Below are 21,120 nucleotides of genomic sequence, written 5' to 3' on the forward strand. Positions count from 1 at the left end.
ATTTTACCAAATAACCACTTTCAAATTATCCGGTCTTCGCATTTTGCTTCCCGGCTTAATATTGAAAGCTTTGTGAAAATCAGGATTATTTTCTAACGGCCCGTTGATTCTGTATTTCGCCGGGGCGTGAACATCGGTTAGTAATTGTTGGGCTAACGATTCAGGTTTGATGTTCACCATCCAAGCGTAACCATACGCCAAGAAGAAACGTTGCTCCGGTGTAAAACCGCTAATTTTTTCTTTGTTTATATATTGTTTAGATTTTTTGAAAGCTTCAAACCCCATCACTACGCCACCTAAATCAGCTATGTTTTCCCCTTGAGTAGCATCACCGTTTACAAATTTGCCAGGCAAAGCTTCGTATTTACTGAATTGCTCAACGATTAGTTTGGTTTTGGCTTTGAACTTTTGCAAATCTTCTGCGGTCCACCAATTGTTCAAGTTTCCTTTTTCGTCATACTGACTGCCTTGGTCATCAAATCCATGGGTAATTTCGTGCCCAAAAGTGGAACCACCGATAATACCATACAACACTGCATCATCAGGCATTCTGCCTTCAAATCCGGGTACTAAAATATTACAAGCCGGAACACAAATTTCATTATTACTTGGACTGTAATAAGCATTATACGTTTGCGGATACATTCCCCATTCGGTTCTATCTACAGGCTTACCATATTTTGAAATCATATCTTTGATTGCCCATTTATTGGTTGCCATTACATTGGCTAAAAATGTTCCCCTATTAATAGTAACACTACTCAAGTCTTTCCATTTGTCGGGATAACCCACTTTCATTACGATTTTACTTAATTTGAATAACGCTTTTTTCTTGGTTTCTTCACTCATCCAATCTAAAGTTTTGATACGCTCGGCATAAACATCGCGGATATTGTTGCCTATTTCCAAAAGTTTTTCTTTGGAACCTTTTGGCAAATAATCTTTTACATAAACCTGTCCAATCAATTCGCCTAAAGAACCATCGGTTTGCTCTACTATTCGTTTCCAACGTGGTTTTTGTTCTTTTACGCCACTCATTACAGTAGAATAAAAATAGAAATTTTGCTTTTCAATCGCATTGTTCAAATAAGACGCATAAGAATTTACTAAATCCCATTCCAGATAAGTTTTCCAATCTTCAACCGAGTAACTTTTAACCATTTGGTCTAAAGCTTTATAAAACTCAGGCTGACCAACAATAATAGTGTCGGCATTTTTAATTCCGATAGAAGCGGTCATTTGTTGCCAATTGATATTTGGCGTAGCACTGTTCATTTGAGCAATACTCATTTTGTTGTAATTCTTAATCGGATCACGTAAGGCTTCTAATTTTCTGGAGTTTTTGGCCAATTCGGTTTCCAATTTCATGATAATTGCAGCATTGGCTTTAGCAACATCAGTAGCCTTTCCAATCAATTGACCCATTTTCTGTAAATGCTTCACATACTCGGTACGAATATTTACCGTTTCTTTATCGGTATTGAAATAATAATCGCGATTCCCTAAACCTAATCCGCCTTGACCTAAAAAGACAGCATATTTCGCACTATTCTTATCGTCTTGTCCAACATATAAAGAAAAGGCCGGATTAGCACCGATAGTATGCAAGTAAGCAATCGTATTTAATAATGAAGGAACATCATTGATGGCTTTTATTTTATTCAAATCAGCTTTCAAAGGAGACAATCCTAATTTTTCTATCTGCAAAGTATCCATACCGGAAGCATAGAAATCACCGATTTTTTGTTCGTTACTTCCTTTAGGAGCATCAGTCATTTCAGCCGATTTCTCACAAATTTGCTTGATTTGAGAATTGATAGTATCGCCTATCGTTCTGAAAATCCCATTGCTTCGTTCACTATCCGGAATTGGATTCCGTTTGAACCATCCGCCATTGGCATACATAAAAAAGTCATCACCCGGATTAAGCGTTGTATCTCTGTTGGTCACTAAAGGATCAACAAAATCGGCTTCTTTTTGGTTACAGCTAACCAGCAATATCGCAGAAAATAAGCCTAGAGTAAATTTAGTTATTGGTTTCATAAAAGTATGTTTTGATGGATAATTGGACTGATGAACAGTAAAAATGTTACCAAATGTAAAACATTTGTTGAGATTGTAATAAAAAAACCATCCGAAGATGGCTTAGTCATTAGTCTTTGATTCCAAGTTTGTCTAAAATATCTTCCATCAAACACCATTTGGTTATGGAAGATTGCAACAAATTCGTTCCGACAAAAGCGGTAAACCACAGCCAATTTTGATTGACATAAATCGCCAATAGCAAACTGATTAAAATAAAAGTTCCGGCTACAGCTCTGATAATTCTATTTTTCATGATACTAGTATTTAATTAGATTTTTCAATGTTTAGTACGGCCACATTGAGTTGGGCCTTGGTTTCTTGTTTGGCGTTAAAATCCGCTACGAGTTGGAAAAACAAATCGACACTCTCTTTTTTTACAAAAGCGTAAAAGAGTAAGGATTCGGTTTCGTTCATTTCGGAAGCGAACCAATTGGTTTCTATAAATTCTTCCGAAACGTCTTTGTAACCCCTTACATTTCGGTAACTAAACGCTCTGACATTGGCCTTTTTCAACAGTATTTTGATGTCTTTTTCAAATTCTGTTATAGCAGTAATGATTAATAGTTTCATAATATTACGAATTAGATTCTCCAGATTCGGAAGACAATGGAGTGTGATCTTCCCATTTTTTTCTTTCAGTGACATAATAAATCAACGGCACTACAATTAGTGTTAGTAACGTTGAAACAATCGCTCCAAATACTAAGGAAATCGCCAATCCTTGAAATATTGGGTCAAATAAAATAATTGAAGCCCCGATTACTACGGCACCAGTGGTTAATAAAATTGGCGTGGTTCTCACAGCTCCTGCTTCAATAATCGCTTGCTTCAATGGAATACCATCATTCAAACGAATCTCAATAAAATCAATCAGTAAAACTGAATTTCGGACCATGACTCCGGCCAAAGCAATCATGCCGATAAAAGAGGTTGCGGTGAAGAAAGCACCTAATAACCAGTGACCTAATACAATGCCGACTAACGAAAGTGGAATTGCCATCATCATCACTATCGGCGTTTTGAAATTTTGGAACCAACCCACAATCAACATGTATATAATGACAATCACGATTAAGAAAGCCGCACCTAAATCGCGGAAAACTTCTAAAGTAATTTGCCATTCACCATCCCATTTTACGGTAAAATCACTTTCATCGGAAGGTTGTTCCATGTACAGTTCGTTGACTTTGTAACCTTTAGGTAATTGCATTTTTTGGAGTTTTTCATTCATTCCTAAAATGGCGTACACCGGACTTTCCAAATCGCCGGCCATATCGGCTGTTACATAAACAACACGTTTTTGGTCTTTGCGGTAAATGGTTTTCTGTAAAGTATCTTGAACCACTTTAACCAAATCACTCACCGGAACTACATTGCCATGATTGCCTTTGATTTTCAGATTTTGAATATCTTGTAAACTCGTTTTATCCTTATCGTCCAAAGACAATACTATCCCAACATTGTCATTCGAATTTTCATCGTATAAATTGGAAATCGGGTATTCTTTTAAGATATAAGTCAAATTGCCTACGACTTGTTGCGGAGCTATTCCGTTTAGCATGGCTTTTTCTTTATCGACAACCAATTTATATTCGGTTTGATTGTCTTCAGTCATCCAATCGACATCAACGATATCCGTGGTATTTTCCAGAATACTTTTTACTTGATTGGCGACTTTGATTTGCTCTTTATAATTGGGTCCATAGATTTCCGCAACTAAAGTCGATAACACCGGAGGACCTGGTGGTACTTCTATAATCTTAACATTGGCAGCATACTTTTTGGCTATCTTTTGGATTTCGGGACGCACGATTTTAGCGATGTCATGACTTTGCAAATCGCGGTCTTCTTTGTGTAATAAATTCACCTGAATGTCGGCCATATTGCTTCCGCCACGCATATCGTAATGACGAACCAAACCGTTAAACGTAATGGGTGCGGAAGTACCAATGTAATTTTGGTAATTCACTACTTCCGGAACAGTAGAAAGGTATTGTGCAATTTCCTGAGTTACTGCCGCCGTTCTTTCTAAAGTCGTTCCTTCAGGCATGTCAATCACGACTTGAAATTCATTTTTATTGTCAAATGGTAACATTTTAACCGCAACCGATTTGGTAAAAAACATCAAGACCGAACCGATTAACAATAAAACAGTTATTCCTAACATCAAACGACGCTTTTTAGAACTTTCTAAAAATGGACGTTCCATTTTACTGTAGACTTTGTAAATCCATGACGTTTCTATTCCTTGTTCGGCTTTGTGTTCTTGGGTTTCTTTTTCGTGTAATAAATGGTAACCCAAATAAGGTGTAACGGTAAGTGCTACAAACAAAGATAACAACATCGCAATCGAAGCGCCAATTGGCATCGGACTCATATATGGCCCCATCATCCCCGAAACGAAAGCCATTGGCAATATGGCTGCGATAACCGTAAAAGTGGCTAGAATGGTTGGGTTTCCAACTTCATTAATAGCATAAATGGCAGCTTGTTTGAACGGTAAACGCTTCATCTTGAAGTGACGGTGCATGTTTTCGGCAATGATGATACTGTCATCTACGACAATGCCCACTACGAAAACCAAGGCGAATAAAGTGATTCTATTCAAAGTATAACCCAACATATAGTAGGCAAATAGTGTCAAAGCAAACGTCAAGGGCACCGAAAAGAAAACCACTAATCCACCGCGCCAACCCATCGCCAACATTACTAAAAGTGTGACCGCAATAATCGCAATGCCTAGATGCAACAACAACTCTCCTACTTTATCCGAAGCGGTTTCACCATAATTTCGAGTCACTTCTACGTGAACATCATCGGTGATTATCGTTTGTTTTAAATGCTCGACTTTTTCCAAAATCTTTTCGGAAATTTTCATGGCATCGGCACCTTTTACTTTACCAATGGAAATCGTTACCGCCGGATATTCCGAATTGTTTTTGGCGAATTTTTCATTTGCTTTTCCATAACCGAAAGACACATAACTTCTCGGCGTTGAAGGTCCGTCTTGTACCGAAGCGACTTGTTTTAAATAAACCGGCATATTGGCATTCACACCAACTACCAAATTTTCAATATCTTCTGCAGATTTTAGAAATTCTCCTGTAGTCAACAGATATTCTTTATCGGCGGAAACAAAACTTCCTGACTGTGAGCTGCCGTTATTGGCCTGAATCATTTGCATAATGCCCAACGCATCAATTCCACTTTCTGCCATTTTATCTTTGTCTAAAACCACTTTGACTTCACGGTTTCTGCCCCCGATTTCTTTGGTGATGGCGACATCTTTTACTTTCTCAATCTCCGAAGTCACTTCTTCCGCAATTTGACGGATTTCGAAATCGTTTAGTTTTTCGCTCCAAAGTGTTAGGCCTAACATCGGAACATCATCGATAGAACGCGTTTTTACTAAAGGTTTATAAACGCCCTGCGGGAACATATTTTCGTGTTTGGCCAACTCGTCGTATAATTTTACATACGAACGTTCTACATCTTGTCCGACATAGAATTGTACAATTAACACCGCTTGACCGTTCATTGCCATACTGTGCACGTGTTCTACGCCTTTGATATTGGATACTATTTTTTCCAAAGGCTTTACCACGCGACTTTCAACTTCACTAGGGCTCGCTCCTGGATAACCCACCATTACATCTGCCATCGGAACATTTATTTGTGGCTCTTCTTCTCTTGGAATCAGAAACGAACTGTATACACCAATGATCATTAATCCGACCATTAACAGTATCGTTAATTTCGAATTGATGAAAAAATGGGCGATTTTACCTGATATACCTTCTTGCATTTTTAGATTTTTAGATTGTTGGATTGTTAGATTTTCAGAATCTATTGGATAGAAACTTTAGCGCCGTTAAATAACTTCCCTTCGGCAGATACAATGTATGGTTCTTCAGCCGATAATCCCGACAAGACTTCTACTTGATTGTCAAAGGTTTTGCCAATGCGCAACCATCTTAAAATGGCTATATTTCCGTTGCCAATAGTGTAAATTCCGGTGAGTTGACCTTGTTTGACCAAAGCACTTTCAGGAACCAACACTTTATCGGGTTTGGTCGTTGTTTTTGCTTTATTGGCCACAGGAAATTGAACATTGACAAACATGCCTGATAAAATGGATTTGTCTATTTGGTTCAAACCGACTTTAACCAAATATTGTCCGCCGGTATTTATAGCAGAACTGCTTACTTCGATTACTTTTCCTGACACTTCTTTGTTGATGGATTTCACTAACACTTTTACTGCCATTCCGTTTTGGATGTTGGCAATATCGCTCTCCGAAACCATCGCAGTCACTTGTAATCTCGATATACCTTCAATACTTACTAGAGGCATTCCGGGATTAGCCATATCGCCTTCTTTGACAAAAGTATTGGTCACTTCTCCCGAAAACGGCGCAGTAATATTGCTATAATTGAATTGCGCTAAAACTTCATTTTTCATTTGTTTGGCAGCTTCCAATCCGGCTTTTGCCATTTCGTACCGCGACGTCATGTCGTCTAACTCTTTTTGTGAAGCACTTTGTTGGTTGAACAAAGCCGTGAATCTTTCGAAGTCTTTTCTCGCATTATTGAAAGCTGCAGTAGCTTGCAAAATAGAAGCATCTACTTGGGCTTTTTTGGCTTGAAGATCGGTGTTATTGATGCTTACCATTAATTGTCCGGCGCTAACTTTTTGACCGACTTTGACCTGAACCTTGGTCACGTAACCCATTATTCGAGTACTGACATTCGCACTGTTTTCGGCTTCAATTTTGCCGCTGGCAGTTACGAAAGAACCATTGTTTTGCGCAGTCATTCCGCTAACTTTTACCGGAATTGCTACTGTAATATCCGAAATCTCTTTTCGGTCTTTTCCACAGGAAATGAATAAGAAAGCGGAAAGTGATAGGATTGTTATTATTTTATTATTCATGTTGATCTGTTTTATTAGTTGTCTTAATACTATTGTGTCAAAAATTGTAAATACTGTTGGGTATAATTGTACTCAAAAACCGCCTGCAAATGCTCTAATTCTTTTTGAATCATTTGGGTTTCGGCTGTTAATAAATCGGTGGTTTTTTCCAAACCCTGTGTGAATCGATTTTGGCGAATACGATAAACTTCTTCTGATTGTTTGAAAGCCATTTGTGATAAACCAACTTTATTTTCGGCATCTTTTAATTGGCGATTGGTTTTACTTAATTCGAGTTGGCTCTGCTTTTTATATTGTTCCGTTTCGATTGTAGCTTTTTGAAAATCGGCTTTAGCTTTATCGTATTTTCCAATGGATTTGTAACCGTCGAAAACGTTCCAAGACAATTGTGCTCCAACCAAATAGCCCTTTGCAGCCGTTCCTAAAAACTGACTATCATAGAGTTCATAACTACCGAAAGCGTTTAGTCTTGGTAAGAAATTCATTTTACTCATAACCATCATTTTTTGATACGCTTCGGAAGATTTATCCATGGCTTGAATGTCTTTTCTGTTGTCTGATAATTGGGTGTTTATCGCTTCAACTTGAATGGTATTGTCTAGCTCTTCAGAAGGTTTAAAAGTTTTGCCTTTAGCGTCTTCGTTTAATAGAAAAGCCAAATAATCCGATGCGTTTTGCACACTGCTTTTGGCGTATTGCAATTGATTCGAAATGTCATTCACGCGCACTTGAACATTCAATACATCGGTCTTTTGCAGCAAACCTTGTTTGAAATAATTTTCGACCAATTTCAAATTGGTTTTAGCCGTTGACTCCGCTTTTTCCAATACACGAACTGCCTTGTAAGCCAATTGTAATTGCATGTACGCTTTAGAAAATTCGAGCTCTACATACTCTTGAGTTCGCTGCGTTTGCAGTTGAAAAGCTTCCATTTTAGCTTTAGCGGCTTGTCTACCGAAAATACCATCAACGTTTAATAGTGGCTGTTTGATTTCGATTTTTGTAGCAAAATTTTGAGTGGTTTTAGGGTCATTCAATAATGCCGGATTAAAATCGGATTGGGTTAAGATTTCTTGGTTTAATTTGGAACCAAAAGCCATCAACGGATTGGTGGTTGCCATTCCGGTGTAAGAAATACTAATGTCAGGCAAAAAGAGTGCGTTGGATTGTCGAAAATCTGCTTGGGCCGATTGATAATTTTTCTGGGCGATTTTGATTTGCATGTTCTTTTCGGATACTTTTTGTCTCAAATCGCTTTTAGAAATGGTCAACGTGTCTTGACTGAATCCTAAAATTGATAAAAATAAAAATCCGGTGGTTACTAATAATTTGCTCATATTCATCATAGTTTATCTGAATTATGAAGCAAAAATACTGCGGTAAAAAAGCGTGTACAGTTACAATTGTTACAGAGGTAATTGGGTATAAAAAAAGCCTGATTTCTCAGGCACTCAAAAAAACAATGGTATTTATTTGATTTATTTCACAATCACTTTTTGGGAAACATAAAACTTGTGGTCAAATATAAAAGTGATGATAACCGTTTGATTGGCGATACCGTCTAATTCGAAATTCATAGCATTATCCCCTTGCGTCGCCTCTTCAATTTCACCATCTAATACGATTTTACCATCTGTAGTAGAAACAAAATAATCGATAGTAGTTGCATAAGCCATTTTAAAATCGATTCGTACTTGATTACGTTCGGTCGGATTTGGAGAAACGGTCATTGAAAAAGGATTTTTACCATTCATTTCATGAACTCCAAGTGGCGTGTTTCTAATCAGTTTAACTTCGTAAACCGTTGTATTAGCCGATGTGGTTGATGTATTGTTAACCGAAAAAGGGTTTGCACTCGAGCTGGTCAATCCGCCAACGATATGACCAATTACAAATTCATTCGCTGTAATTTCACTGAGTTTTATGACTTCGTTACTGTAATGTGGTAATGCTTTGTTGGGTATAAACTCTGCACTTGCGCCTTTCAGTGCCGGCATGGTTTCGGGCAATTGGTATTCTTGCAAAGTACCGTCTGCAAACCTTGTAGTTCGGCTAATAGTATTGACAAATGGCACATTATTATCTTGAATTAGAGTCGTTCCGTTGTACTTAAACTGGCTGATTCCTCCAAAAAACAGATTGTGCATTCGATTTTCAACAGCATCATACAAACAGGATTTGGCACTGTGGTAATTGCTTAAATACTGGTTAAATATCGTTTCTGGAAAATAGCCTTCAGGTTTGATGTCTACCGGGTATAAAAATGGTAAATCGACATTGATTTGAAAAACGCCTGACGAAATCGTGTAACCTTGAGAACCATCAGGAAAAATTTGGGGTAACAAATTGTAATCTCTTCGGTGTAAATGAACCGCATCAGTAATGGCTTGGTAATTGGAAATACTCAATTGCGTCCCTGAATTATCAATAGAAAACTTCCGGATTTGATTGGAATAGGTTTGGGTAAAAGTTGGATTGTTCATTGGATTGTATCTTCCGTCGAAACGATGTCCGCCGATTAAATAAAAGGTATCGTTTATTTTACCTAATTGTCCTCCGGTAATCGCAAAATTCTCCTCAGTCATTTGTTTGAAATGCGGTAAAATGGATGTACCATCCACTACTGAATTAATCAAACCAGAAACGTCAATCGAAGTCATTTTATTGAACGTAATATGATCATTGGCTGTAGCCGAAAAAGCATATCCGCCCACAAGATACAAGTCGTTTTCATCTTGGTAAAAATTGAAATTAGTGGCTTGTAATTGCTCTTTCAAAGCCTTTGGTAAAACGTTTACAGAAACCGACCAAACTTGATTTGCTTCAATGTCTACCACAAAAATATTGGTATTATTATTCGATGCCGGAAAAGCATTAAAAGGTTGTCTGGCGTGAATTCCGTCAACTCTTCCGCCAATGATTAACCATTTTCCTTCATGTTGGGCAAAAGCATAAGAATGAATTCCCGGAAAATTGGGTATGTCTATCGGATTGAGTTGTACTTGGTAATCAAAAGTTGATTGTGAAAAAAATATATTGGTAAACGCCAAAAATAATATCGTGAAAAGTAGTCTCATGTTAAGAATGTTTATTCAAAGCTATTGATTCTAAACCAACCGTTTTGCAACATTTGTTACACAAAAAAAACGCCCCGAAATCGGGGCGTTTTAAATCATTTAAAAAAGTGCAATTACGCTTTTTTATCTTCTGCTTTCTTAGAAGCGCAACAACCTGCTTTTTTCTCAGTGCTGCATTCTTTTTTCTCTTCTGTTGAGCAAGACTTTTCAGTTTTTGCTTTTTTCTTTTTTTGTTTTGGTTCACCATTACTGGCATTAACATTCATGGCAAATAATAGCGCGACAGCGGCAAATGCGGAAACTAATTTTTTCATCTTTTATAATTTATTTAATGGATTAATCTATTTAATTGTAATCAAATGTAATATTAAAAACTATTGACTCTCAAAAATTTAACTTAAAACTAACTTAAGAATCAATAGACAAAAATGTTTTTCAATGATCTTGTTTTGTTTTGGGAACGAAGATATTAAACAACAATCCGCCCATCAAACCACCATATAAAGTGGAGTTCAAAGGTTTGGATGTGATAGCACAAGTTCCGTTGGCACAACCTACATAATGGTAATACGCAAAGCCAATGATGGCACCAACAACAGTTCCAAGGAAAGTGATAATTATTGCTTTTTTTCTCATTGGTTAATTGTTTTCTGTCATTCTGCCAATGGCACAATTTACATAAGATTTTGCTTTTCTAACCAAGGTATTATTTCCTTTTTCGGGATAACCTAAATCATTGAGTTTATCAATAATTATAGCTCTGTCTACATTTCCGAAAAGAAAAATAATATCAGTGTCTTTATCAATGATTACATTTTCTGCACCATCAATTTTAAGTAAAGCCGTTTTGATACTATTCATACAACCACCACATTTGATATTCTCAACTTCAAATTGCTGTTCCATAATTTAGTTACTTAAGTTATCTAAAATATTTTTAATAATTTCTTCTTTGGACAATACACCGGACTGTCGCCAAAGTTGCTTTCCGTTTTGAAACAATATCATGGTTGGTACACCACGAACTTGTTGCATGGCAGCCAATTCTTGGTTTTTATCAACATCTACTTTAATAATGGAAACTCGTTCACCAAGGCTGTCTTTAACTTCTTTTAAAATTGGGCCAAGCACTTGGCATGGACCGCACCAAGTGGCAAAAAAATCAATCAAGACAGGTTTCTCTGAATTGATAATTTGGTCAAAACTATTATTCATTCTTATGATTTTTATAACTTACAGTACAACCATTAGCGCCACAACCTAAGTCAAAAACCCCTTGAAACAAAAAGAAAACTCCAAATGCAATGAAAAACCAGTGATGCGTTTCATAAGCCTGATAAAACAAAAAAAATGCAAATGCTACTCTGAAAAAGCGCATCAAATGCCAATTGGAGAACAATATTCTTTTCATTACTAAAATTTATAACAAGGTTGTTGGACAAACATAATTGGTAATCGGTAAATTCGTTAATTTAATTTCATTGAATCCACCAATCACATCGACAAAATTTTCAAAACCTCTTTGTTTTAAAATCGAAGCCGCAATCATACTGCGATAACCTCCAAGACAATGCACCACAAAGTGTTTGTCTTTTGGAAACTCAGCCAAATGCAGATTGATTTCGTTGAGAGGAATATTAATGGCGCCTACTAAATGTTCAGATTCATATTCGCTTTTCTTTCTGACATCAAAAACAGGCGTTAAGTGAATTTCTTCCAAAATTTCTAAATCATCAGCCGAAATTCTATTGACAGTATCTGTTTCTTTTCCTGCTTTTGTCCAAGCTTCAAAACCACCTTCAAGGTAACCGATAGTATGGTCATAACCTACTCTGGACAATCTAATGATAGCTTCTTCAACCTTTTCGTGGTTTTCAGCAACCAAAAGAATTTCTTGTTGTAAATCGGGAATTAATTCGCCAACCCACATCGCAAAATTACTATCTAATCCGATGTTGATACTATTCGGAATAAATCCTTTAGCAAATTCGGAAGCCTTTCTCGTATCTAAAATTAAGGCCTGCGTTTCATTGGCAACGATTTCAAAAGTTTTGGCATCATAAGGCTTTTGACCGCGATGCATTACTTTTTCCAAACTTTCATACCCTTGAATATTCATCAAAACATTTTTTGGAAAATAGGCTGGTGGTGCTGTTAATCCGGTTAACAATAAGATTACGAATTCGTCTTCGGTCAATTTTGGATTTAAGGCGTAATTGGTTCTTTTTTGGTTACCTAATGTATCGGTGGTTTCCTTGCTCATCATTTTACCACAAGCACTTCCGGCGCCATGGTTTGGGTAAACGATTAAATCATCCGATAAAGGCATTATTTTATCGCGAAGCGAGTGAAACAAAAGTCTCGCTAGTTTGTCTTGCGTTAAATCGGCTACTACATGTTGGGCCAAATCAGGTCTGCCTACATCACCAATAAATAAAGTGTCTCCGGTGATGATACCATGTTCTTTTCCGTTTTTATCAATAATTAAATAAGTGGTACTTTCCATCGTATGCCCGGGCGTATGAATGGCTTTGACTTTGCAATTTCCAACTTCAAAAACCTGATTATCATTGGCTACCAAAGCTTCGAACTCGGGTTTGGCGGTCGGTCCGTAAACAATAATTGCCTTTTCTTTTTGAGCCAAATCCAAATGTCCCGACACAAAATCGGCGTGGAAATGGGTTTCGAAAACGTATTTTATTTTGGCTTTGTCTTTAGCCGCGCGGTCTATATAAGGTTGCACTTCACGCAATGGGTCAAAAATGGCAGCTTCGCCATTGGATTCCAAATAATAAGCAGCATGTGCTAAACATCCGGTATAAATTTGTTCTAGTTTCATATTCTAAGTTTTTCTCAAAAGTATCATTTCAAATCAAGTTTGAAAATGATAATTATCAGTTGCATCGAATACAAAAGTAGTCACACGGATTAGGGTAATCAGTATCAAATGTTACATAAAAAAATCAAAAATTTAGGCTCGAAGTAATTCAATCGAAGCGCGATGCAATTTGATTTTGCCCTCGTTTTCTAAAGCTTTCAGTAATCGGGAAATTACCACACGAGAAGTGTGCAAATCATAGGCAATTTGTTGATGGGTATTTTGAATGGAATTGGTTTTGTTGATTTGGGCTTTGTCTAAGAGATAATTGTAAAGTCTTTCATCCATGTTCATGAAAGCCAGATTATCAATGGCCACAAGCATTTCTTTAAGACGTTCATTATAGCTGTTGAAAACATAATTTCGCCAGCTCTTATATTTGCCTAGCCATTCTTCCATTTTTGCAACCGGAATCATGACAACTTTACCATTGGTTTCAGCTACTGCTCGAATTTCACTTTTGGTTTCACCCAAACAGCAGGCCATGGTCATCGCACAAGTATCGCCTTTTTCTAAAAAATACAACAGCAATTCGCCTTCGTCAAAATCTTCACGGAGAATTTTAATCGCACCCGAAAGTAGTAAAGGCATATTTTTGATATAATCACCAAAATCAATCAAGATATCGCCTTCTTCAAATTCTCTGAGTTGAGATACTTGGGCAATTTCCTCAAGAAGTTTTTCTTCAAAAATGAAACCGTAGCTTTCTTTTAATAATTCTAACATGATGATATATTTTGTCTTGTAAATTTCGACTAAAAAAGAACATGATAAAAATCATTTCATTAAAAATATGAAGTGATTAACTTTACTCACTATAAACCAATTAATTACAAATCATCATGAAGAAAAACATGGGAACTTTAGACAAAGGCATAAGAGTGATTATGGCTGCGATATTTGCTTATTTATATTTTAGCGGAACCGTTAAGGGAACTTTTGGTTATGTTCTGTTGGCTTTTGGCGTTGTCTTCTTGCTAACCAGTTTAGTTAGCTTTTGTCCTCTTTACACATTATTGGGAATCAACACTTGTGAAAGAAAATAATATGTTTGCATGTTTATTTGTGACCATGCGGTCGTTAGCATTCCCTTTTTTTTAATAAATATCTCCCGAGAAAAGATTTCCATATTTTATAATAATTTTAATATTACTGCGTTTTATAAGTAGTAATTTGCACAAAATTAAACTATAACTATGGACAAAATCAAAATACTTTGGGTTGATGACGAGATTGATTTGCTCAAACCACATATCTTATTTTTAGAAAGCAAAAACTATAAAGTAACAACCTACAACAATGGCCGTGATGCTGTTGACGCCTATGAAGAAGGAAATTTTGACATTGTTTTTTTAGATGAAAACATGCCGGGAATGAGTGGCTTAGAAACTTTGTCGGAAATGAAGGAAAAAAAATCTTCCACACCTATGATTATGATTACCAAAAGTGAGGAAGAATATATTATGGAGGAAGCCATTGGCTCTAAAATTGCCGATTACTTAATTAAGCCTGTTAATCCGAATCAAATCCTATTGAGTTTGAAGAAAAACTTAGACCATTCAAGATTGATTTCAGAAAAAACAACTTTGGATTACCAAAAAGAATTTCGAAAAATCGCCATGGAAATGGCCATGGTCAACAGTTATGAGGATTGGGTAGAATTGTATAAAAAACTCTTGTTTTGGGAATTGGAGTTGGAAAACATCAACGACCAAAGCATGGTTGAAATTTTGGAAAGTCAAAAAGTGGAAGCCAATGTACAATTCGGAAAATTCATCGAGCGCAATTATGAAGATTGGTTTGCTACGCCTGTTCGTCAAGGCTCGAGTGAACCCAAAGCGGATAAACCGATACAATCGCATACGCTTTTCAGAGAATTAGTAGTTCCTGAATTGGTCAAAAAAGACAAGCCCATTTTATTTGTTGTGATTGACAACTTGCGCTACGACCAATGGAAAGCCATAGAAAGCGTTGTAGGCAATCATTATAAATTAGAAAAAGAAGTACCTTATTTTGCCAGTTTACCAACCGCTACACAATACGCCCGAAACTCGATTTTCTCTGGTTTAACACCATTAGAAATGGAGAAACAATTCCCGCAGTATTGGAAAAATGATGTAGAAGATGGTGGAAAAAATCTTTATGAAGCAGAATTTTTAACGGCTCATTTAAAGCGTTTAGGTTTAAATATCAAACAGGATTATTTTAAAATCACCAATTTAGCCAGTGGAAAAAAGTTGGCCGAAAATTTCAAAGGATTAAAGGATAATCAATTGGTTACCGTAGTTTACAACTTTGTAGACATGCTTTCCCATTCGAAAACCGAGATGGATGTGGTAAAAGAATTGGCTTCCGATGACAAAGCTTATCGTTCGTTAACGCTGAGTTGGTTTAAAAATTCACCACTACTTGAAATTATTCAACAAGGGCAAAAATTAGGTTTCAAATTAATCATTACTACTGATCACGGGACGATTAATGTAAAGAACCCATCTAAAGTGATTGGCGATAAAAACACCAGTTTAAATCTTCGATACAAAACCGGTAGAAGCTTGACGTATGAAGACAAAGACGTTTATGCTGTTAAAGATCCGAAGAAAATTGGATTACCAACGATCAACATGAGCAGTTCGTACATATTTGCTAAGAATGATCTATTTTTGGCCTATGTTAACAATTACAATCATTATGTAAGTTACTATCGAAATACTTACCAGCACGGCGGTATTTCATTAGAAGAAATGATCGTGCCGTTTTTAGTATTTAATCCGAAATAAAAAAAGTAAACAATGTTCAGTATTTAGTAATCAGTTGAAAAACTAAATACTGAACACTCCCGAAGCTTTGGGACTGAACACTGACCACTTACTTACCATGGAAATCATATTTTCAATTGACGAAATAAAAGAAGTCGCTCAAAAAATTTTAGCCGAAAAACCCAACAAAGTGATTCTTTTTCACGGCAATATGGGCGTTGGAAAAACCACTTTAATCAAGGCTTTGGCGAAAGAACTAGGCGTGAAAGATGCTACTAGCAGTCCTACATTTTCCTTAGTAAATGAATACCAAACGGATGACAATCAATTTGTATATCACTTTGACGTATACCGATTAAAATCAGAAGCAGAAGCTTTGGATATGGGCATCGATGAATATTTGTATTCGGGTCATTGGTGTTTTATTGAATGGGCAGAGAAAATCCCTAATCTGCTTCCGGAAGATTTTTCTATAATTAACTTATCTATAACGGTTGAGGGTAAAAGAGATTTAAGGTTAACATAATTAGATAAATTTTCGTAATTTCGGGCTAAATTCAATTACTAATTATGTCCTTAACCCCATTCACTAAGCAACAACTTTTACCTCAAGAGGAAAAATTAGAAGTCTATCGTCATAAAAGTGAACTTTTTATTGGCATTCCCAAAGAGACTTCATATCAAGAAAGACGTATTTGCTTAACGCCGGATGCGGTGAATTCATTGACATCACACGGACATAAAGTAATGATTGAATCGGGTGCCGGATTGAGTTCGAGTTATACCGACAAAGAGTTTAGCGATGCCGGAGCGACCATTACCAAAGACACCAAAAAAGTCTTTAGTTGTCCAATGTTATTGAAGGTTGAACCCTTAACGATGGAAGAAATTGCCTTTGTCAATAACAATGCAATAGTGATATCGGCCATTCAATTGAAAACCAGGAAAAAAGAATATTTCGAAGCCTTGACCAAGAAAAAAGTAACGGCTTTAGCCTTTGAATATATCAAAGATGAAGACGGTTCATATCCCGCAGTGAAATCTTTAAGTGAAATTGCCGGAACGGCTTCTGTACTTATTGCGGCTGAATTAATGATCAACAACCAATTTGGGAAAGGATTATTACTCGGCAATATTACCGGAGTTCCACCAACCGATGTCGTTATTCTGGGTGCCGGAACTGTGGGCGAATTTGCTGCTAAAACCGCTTTAGGTTTGGGCGCCAGCGTAAAAGTATTTGACAATTCTATTACCAAACTAAGACGTTTACAAAATAACTTAAACCAAAGGATATTCACTTCTACCATACAACCAAAATCATTGCTAAAAGCGCTTAGAAGATGCGACGTCGCCATTGGTGCGATGCGTGGCAAAGAACGTTGTCCGGTTGTCGTTACGGAAACTATGGTGGAACACATGAAAAAAGGTGCTGTAATTGTGGATGTGAGTATTGATACCGGCGGTTGTTTTGAAACTTCGGAAGTGACTACTCATGAAAATCCAACCTTTATCAAAAACAATATTATTCATTATTGCGTTCCGAATATACCTTCGCGCTATTCTAAAACAGCTTCGCTTTCTATCAGTAACATCATCACACCTTATTTACTTCAAATAGCCGAAGATGGTGGTATTGAAAGCGCCATTCGTTGCAACAAAGGTTTGAAAAACGGAGTTTATTTATACCATGGAATTTTGACCAATAAAGCCATTGGCGATTGGTTCAATTTACCCGATAGTGACATCAATTTGATTGTATTCTAAAATAAACCTCCTTTTCATTTACTGTATATCTCACATTGATTACTTTTGCAAAAAAATAATCATATATGAAATGGCCTCAATACTTAGTTGTTGAATAAAAATCAATTAACTATGGCTATTCCATATGACCTATTAAAAACAATAAATATTACATATGAAATTTTACCAACGATTGGCCTACTATTTAGTGGGTTTTGTCATCGGGTTGTTTTTTGTTGCTATGGTTCTTAGCGGAAAAGATACAAGATGCAACTATTTCCCGAATGCCAGAGTATTAAATGACCTCAGAAACAAACCTTTCCAATACGATTCGATAGCGACCAAGCAAATGACACAAGGTTTAGCTGACAAAACTGACATCAAAAACATATTGACCCATGGCGATGTAGATTTTGACAAAAGCAACAAACCACAACAAGGCGGCGGAAAGCTATATGTCATTTACGGCCAAAATAAAAAGCAACAAGAAATCACGATAGAAGTTATTAATTTTTCGGATAAAGCAGTTTTAAAAAACATTAGCGAAACCAAAGAAGAATAAAAAAAGAGTTCAATAAAAAAGGGTTGTCAAATTGACAACCCTTTTTTTTATCTATATAGTTTAAAACTATGCTTGATTTCCTGTGTGACGGCTTTCGATTTCTTCAACCTCTTTCTTACTCATAGTATCATATACAACCGGAGTTGCAATAAATAAAGAAGAATAAGTTCCGACAACGATACCAACCAACATAGCGAAGATAAATCCTCTGATTGATTCTCCACCAAAGATGAACATGATTAACAACACTAAAATCATCGTTAATGAGGTGTTAATTGTTCTGGAAAGTGTAGTATTAATAGACGCGTTTACCACATCTTTGAAATTACCTTTCACATTTCCGGCTAAGAACTCTCTAACCCTGTCAAATACAATTACAGTATCATTCATCGAATAACCAATAACCGTTAAGATAGCCGCAATAAAGTGCTGGTCCATTTCCATGTGGAATGGCATGTATTTGTACAATAAAGAATATAATCCCAATACGAATACAACATCATGTAATACTGCTGCAATCGCACCTAATGAATATTGCCACTTACGGAAAGAGATTACCAAGTACAATCCAACAACCAACATGGCACCAATAACAGCCCAGAATGAATTGGTTTTAATATCAGCCGAAATGGCCGCACCAACTTTAGAGGCTTGCAATACACCTACTTTCTTTCCATCATAAGTATTGATGAAATTTTCATAAGAAATGTTTCCGTTGTAATATTTTTTTAAGGAGTTGTGTAACTTCTCATTTACTTCTTTGTCAACTTCAACACCATCTTCTTTGATTTTGTATTTAGTGGTCAATTTCAATTGATTGTCATCCCCAAAGACTTTAGCTTCAACCGCTACTCCAAAAGCAGCAGACAATTCCTCAGACACTTTAGTTGCTTCTACAGGCTTGTCAAATTTCACTTGGAAAGTTCTTCCTCCAACGAAATCAACACCTTCATCTAAACCATTAACGGCAAAAGAAATACAACTTCCAACCACTACTAATGTAGAGAAAATATAAGACCATTTTCTAACTTTAATAAAGTCGAAATGGAAACCTGTAAACCAATTTTTAGTCAATGGCGTACAGAACATTAAACTTCTGTTTTTAGCGATATCTCTATCAATAAAAATTCTGGCAATAAAGATTGAAGTAAATAATGATGTAAAAATACCGATTAACAAAGTAAGAGCAAAACCTTTGATTGGTCCGGTTCCAAAAGTATATAAGATAGCTCCGGTCAAAACGTGCGTTACGTTAGCATCAATAATCGAACGCATTGCACCTTTCCATCCGTAGGAAGATTTTACTGCTTCGGCTAAAGTTTTTCCTTCGCGCAATTCTTCTTTGGCTCTTTCATAAATAATAATATTGGCATCAACCGCAGTTCCTAACGTCAATACGATACCTGCAATTCCAGGTAAAGTCAAAACGAAACCAAAACTGGCCATTACACCAAATAAGAAAAGTAAGTTTAACAACAAGGCCGCATTAGCATACCAACCTGCTCTACCATAATAGAACACCATCCATAAACACACTAACAAGAAACCTACAATTGAGGAAGTCAAACCTGCACTAATAGCAATTTCTCCTAATGATGGTCCAACAATTTCCGACTGGATAATTTCTGCTGTAGCAGGTAATTTACCGGCTCTTAAAACGTTGGCTAAATCTTTAGTTTCAGCTACATCAAAACTTCCGGTGATTTCTGATCTTCCACCTGAAATTGGTCCCGAAGTCACACCTGGAGCAGAATATACTACATCATCTAAAGCAATAGCAATAAAGCCTTTTTGTGTGTAAGCATTGTTGGTTAATCTTTCCCATTCTTTTGCTCCGGCACCGTTCATTTGCATAGAAACGGCTGGTTTACCCATTTGGTCAAAAGTATCTCCGGCATCAACAATAACACCGCCACCTAATGGTGCCACGTCATCCTTGTTTCCTTTTAAAGCGTATAAATCAACTGTAGTAGTTTCTTTTTTGGTTTTCGCATCAGTATTAGTTACCGGTTTACCCCAAACAAATTTAGCAAAACGTTTGTCACCCGGCAATAAAGCGCGGATTTCATTTCTTTTAAAATAACTATTAACTGCTGCAGTATCTTTAGTGTTAACAATCGCTAAGATTGGTCCGCCACCGATAGAAACAAATTTGTCAAACAAAGGATTGTTTCCTTTTTTTGCTGTGGCTGAATCTCCGGCTTTATCCGTTAATAATTTGCTAAGTGAATCTTCTGCTTTAACGGCTTCCACTTTTTCGTCAACTTTTACAGTCGCTTTCAAAGTTTCGTTTGCTTGTTGAAGGAATCCGCCTAACTCTTCTGCTTTAAAGGTTTCCCAGAACTCTAATTCTGCTTTGCTCGATACTAATTTCTTAATACGGTCAACGTCTTTTGCACCAGGTAACTCAATTAAGATTCTACCGGTTTGACCTAATTTAGCAATATTGGGTTGCGTTACACCAAATTTATCGATACGACTTCTCAATACGCCAAATGCTGATTCCACTGACTCGTCAACTTTTCTTCTCAATACTTTTTGCACTTGTGCATCCGTAGAGTTGAAGTTTAACTCGCTATCGTCGAAATTTCTGTTGGCAAAAATATCCGGAGAAGCTAATTTTGTAGTTCCTTTATTGGCATCAAACGCTTCGAAGAAAGCATCCAAGTAAGATTGATTTCCTTTTTGGTTCACCTTAGCATCTTCCAATGCTTTGTTGAATACAGGATTTTTTGAATTGTTTGATAATTGTACCAAAACATCTTTAACCGAAATTTGAAGAATTACGTTAATTCCTCCTTCAAGGTCAAGACCTTTGTTAATCTGTTTGTCTTTCACATCATTAAATGTGAAAAAGTCAAGAAAAACTTTTTCTTTTCCTATCGAGTCAAGATATTTAATTTCTTTCTCAGGATTTCCTCCTGCAAAGTTTTTGGCATCATCTTTTACTTTATTGGCCACAAAAGTGAACGAAAGTTGGTAGATACTTACCAATGCAAATAGAATTGCGAAAAATTTAACTAGTCCTTTATTCTGCATTATTACTAAAAATTAATTAATTCTGGTTTTGTTATTGTTATACATAAA

Annotated in this window: 20 protein-coding genes; 5 read left to right on the top strand and 15 right to left on the bottom strand. The window is 36.5% G+C overall.

Features of this window, described 5'->3' with window-relative positions; translation table 11 throughout:
- Positions 1 to 3: 3 nt before the first annotated feature.
- The 14 genes from C8C84_RS15590 to C8C84_RS15655 all read right to left on the bottom strand — a co-directional run bounded on the left by C8C84_RS15590 (position 4) and on the right by C8C84_RS15655 (position 13,698).
- Positions 4 to 2,043: a M13 family metallopeptidase gene (locus tag C8C84_RS15590; RefSeq protein ID WP_121314528.1), complete on the bottom strand. Its 2,040-nt coding sequence runs from the start codon at positions 2,041 to 2,043 to the stop codon at positions 4 to 6.
- Positions 2,044 to 2,152: 109 nt separating this feature from the next.
- Positions 2,153 to 2,338, bottom strand: a complete 186-nt coding sequence (locus C8C84_RS15595; RefSeq protein ID WP_121314529.1) for a DUF2892 domain-containing protein — start codon at positions 2,336 to 2,338, stop codon at positions 2,153 to 2,155.
- A gap of 11 nt (positions 2,339 to 2,349) precedes the next feature.
- Positions 2,350 to 2,655, bottom strand: coding sequence for a hypothetical protein (locus C8C84_RS15600; RefSeq protein ID WP_121314530.1), 306 nt, complete (start codon positions 2,653 to 2,655; stop codon positions 2,350 to 2,352).
- 4 nt (positions 2,656 to 2,659) lie between these two features.
- Positions 2,660 to 5,890 (bottom strand): efflux RND transporter permease subunit, encoded by a 3,231-nt coding sequence (locus C8C84_RS15605; RefSeq protein ID WP_121314531.1) that lies wholly within the window; start codon positions 5,888 to 5,890, stop codon positions 2,660 to 2,662.
- Between the two features lie 41 nt (positions 5,891 to 5,931).
- Entirely contained in the window at positions 5,932 to 7,017 is a 1,086-nt protein-coding gene (locus C8C84_RS15610; protein ID WP_121314532.1) for an efflux RND transporter periplasmic adaptor subunit, read from the bottom strand.
- Positions 7,018 to 7,046: 29 nt separating this feature from the next.
- Positions 7,047 to 8,354, bottom strand: coding sequence for a TolC family protein (locus tag C8C84_RS15615; RefSeq protein WP_121315095.1), 1,308 nt, complete (start codon positions 8,352 to 8,354; stop codon positions 7,047 to 7,049).
- A 141-nt stretch (positions 8,355 to 8,495) separates the two neighbouring features.
- Positions 8,496 to 10,094 (bottom strand): hypothetical protein, encoded by a 1,599-nt coding sequence (locus C8C84_RS15620; RefSeq protein WP_121314533.1) that lies wholly within the window; start codon positions 10,092 to 10,094, stop codon positions 8,496 to 8,498.
- Between the two features lie 113 nt (positions 10,095 to 10,207).
- Positions 10,208 to 10,408, bottom strand: a complete 201-nt coding sequence (locus C8C84_RS15625; RefSeq protein WP_121314534.1) for a hypothetical protein — start codon at positions 10,406 to 10,408, stop codon at positions 10,208 to 10,210.
- A 121-nt stretch (positions 10,409 to 10,529) separates the two neighbouring features.
- On the bottom strand, positions 10,530 to 10,730 hold the full coding sequence (locus C8C84_RS15630; RefSeq protein WP_121314535.1) for a DUF6132 family protein: 201 nt from the start codon (positions 10,728 to 10,730) through the stop codon (positions 10,530 to 10,532).
- A gap of 3 nt (positions 10,731 to 10,733) precedes the next feature.
- Complete coding sequence (locus C8C84_RS15635) at positions 10,734 to 11,000, bottom strand: heavy-metal-associated domain-containing protein (protein ID WP_121314536.1); 267 nt, start codon at positions 10,998 to 11,000, stop codon at positions 10,734 to 10,736.
- A gap of 3 nt (positions 11,001 to 11,003) precedes the next feature.
- Positions 11,004 to 11,309 carry a thioredoxin gene (trxA, locus tag C8C84_RS15640; protein WP_121314537.1) on the bottom strand — a complete coding sequence of 102 codons (306 nt, stop codon included), beginning with the start codon at positions 11,307 to 11,309 and terminating at the stop codon, positions 11,004 to 11,006.
- Positions 11,302 to 11,505 (bottom strand): hypothetical protein, encoded by a 204-nt coding sequence (locus C8C84_RS15645; protein WP_121314538.1) that lies wholly within the window; start codon positions 11,503 to 11,505, stop codon positions 11,302 to 11,304. The genes trxA and C8C84_RS15645 overlap by 8 nt, the downstream gene beginning before the upstream one ends.
- Positions 11,506 to 11,514: 9 nt before the next feature.
- Complete coding sequence (locus C8C84_RS15650; protein ID WP_121314539.1) at positions 11,515 to 12,933, bottom strand: rhodanese-like domain-containing protein; 1,419 nt, start codon at positions 12,931 to 12,933, stop codon at positions 11,515 to 11,517.
- Positions 12,934 to 13,065: 132 nt separating this feature from the next.
- Positions 13,066 to 13,698 (bottom strand): Crp/Fnr family transcriptional regulator, encoded by a 633-nt coding sequence (locus C8C84_RS15655; protein ID WP_121314540.1) that lies wholly within the window; start codon positions 13,696 to 13,698, stop codon positions 13,066 to 13,068.
- 116 nt (positions 13,699 to 13,814) lie between these two features.
- On the opposite strand from C8C84_RS15655, the gene C8C84_RS15660 reads away from it, so the two are divergent.
- The 5 genes from C8C84_RS15660 to C8C84_RS15680 all read left to right on the top strand — a co-directional run bounded on the left by C8C84_RS15660 (position 13,815) and on the right by C8C84_RS15680 (position 18,033).
- Positions 13,815 to 14,018: a DUF2892 domain-containing protein gene (locus C8C84_RS15660; RefSeq protein ID WP_121314541.1), complete on the top strand. Its 204-nt coding sequence runs from the start codon at positions 13,815 to 13,817 to the stop codon at positions 14,016 to 14,018.
- 150 nt (positions 14,019 to 14,168) lie between these two features.
- Positions 14,169 to 15,749 (top strand): bifunctional response regulator/alkaline phosphatase family protein, encoded by a 1,581-nt coding sequence (locus C8C84_RS15665; protein ID WP_121314542.1) that lies wholly within the window; start codon positions 14,169 to 14,171, stop codon positions 15,747 to 15,749.
- Positions 15,750 to 15,846: 97 nt separating this feature from the next.
- Positions 15,847 to 16,254 (top strand): tRNA (adenosine(37)-N6)-threonylcarbamoyltransferase complex ATPase subunit type 1 TsaE, encoded by a 408-nt coding sequence (gene tsaE / locus C8C84_RS15670; RefSeq protein WP_121314543.1) that lies wholly within the window; start codon positions 15,847 to 15,849, stop codon positions 16,252 to 16,254.
- A 44-nt stretch (positions 16,255 to 16,298) separates the two neighbouring features.
- Positions 16,299 to 17,492 carry an alanine dehydrogenase gene (locus C8C84_RS15675; RefSeq protein WP_121314544.1) on the top strand — a complete coding sequence of 398 codons (1,194 nt, stop codon included), beginning with the start codon at positions 16,299 to 16,301 and terminating at the stop codon, positions 17,490 to 17,492.
- A 154-nt stretch (positions 17,493 to 17,646) separates the two neighbouring features.
- Positions 17,647 to 18,033 (top strand): DUF4258 domain-containing protein, encoded by a 387-nt coding sequence (locus tag C8C84_RS15680; protein ID WP_121314545.1) that lies wholly within the window; start codon positions 17,647 to 17,649, stop codon positions 18,031 to 18,033.
- A gap of 66 nt (positions 18,034 to 18,099) precedes the next feature.
- Here C8C84_RS15680 and secDF read toward each other — a convergent pair whose 3' ends face one another.
- A complete protein-coding gene (gene secDF / locus C8C84_RS15685; RefSeq protein WP_121314546.1) occupies positions 18,100 to 21,072 on the bottom strand; it encodes a protein translocase subunit SecDF in 2,973 nt (990 codons plus the stop codon).
- Between the last annotated feature and the right edge of the window lie 48 nt (positions 21,073 to 21,120).

This window comes from Flavobacterium sp. 102, from assembly GCF_003634615.1.
In the GTDB taxonomy this organism is placed as follows: domain Bacteria; phylum Bacteroidota; class Bacteroidia; order Flavobacteriales; family Flavobacteriaceae; genus Flavobacterium.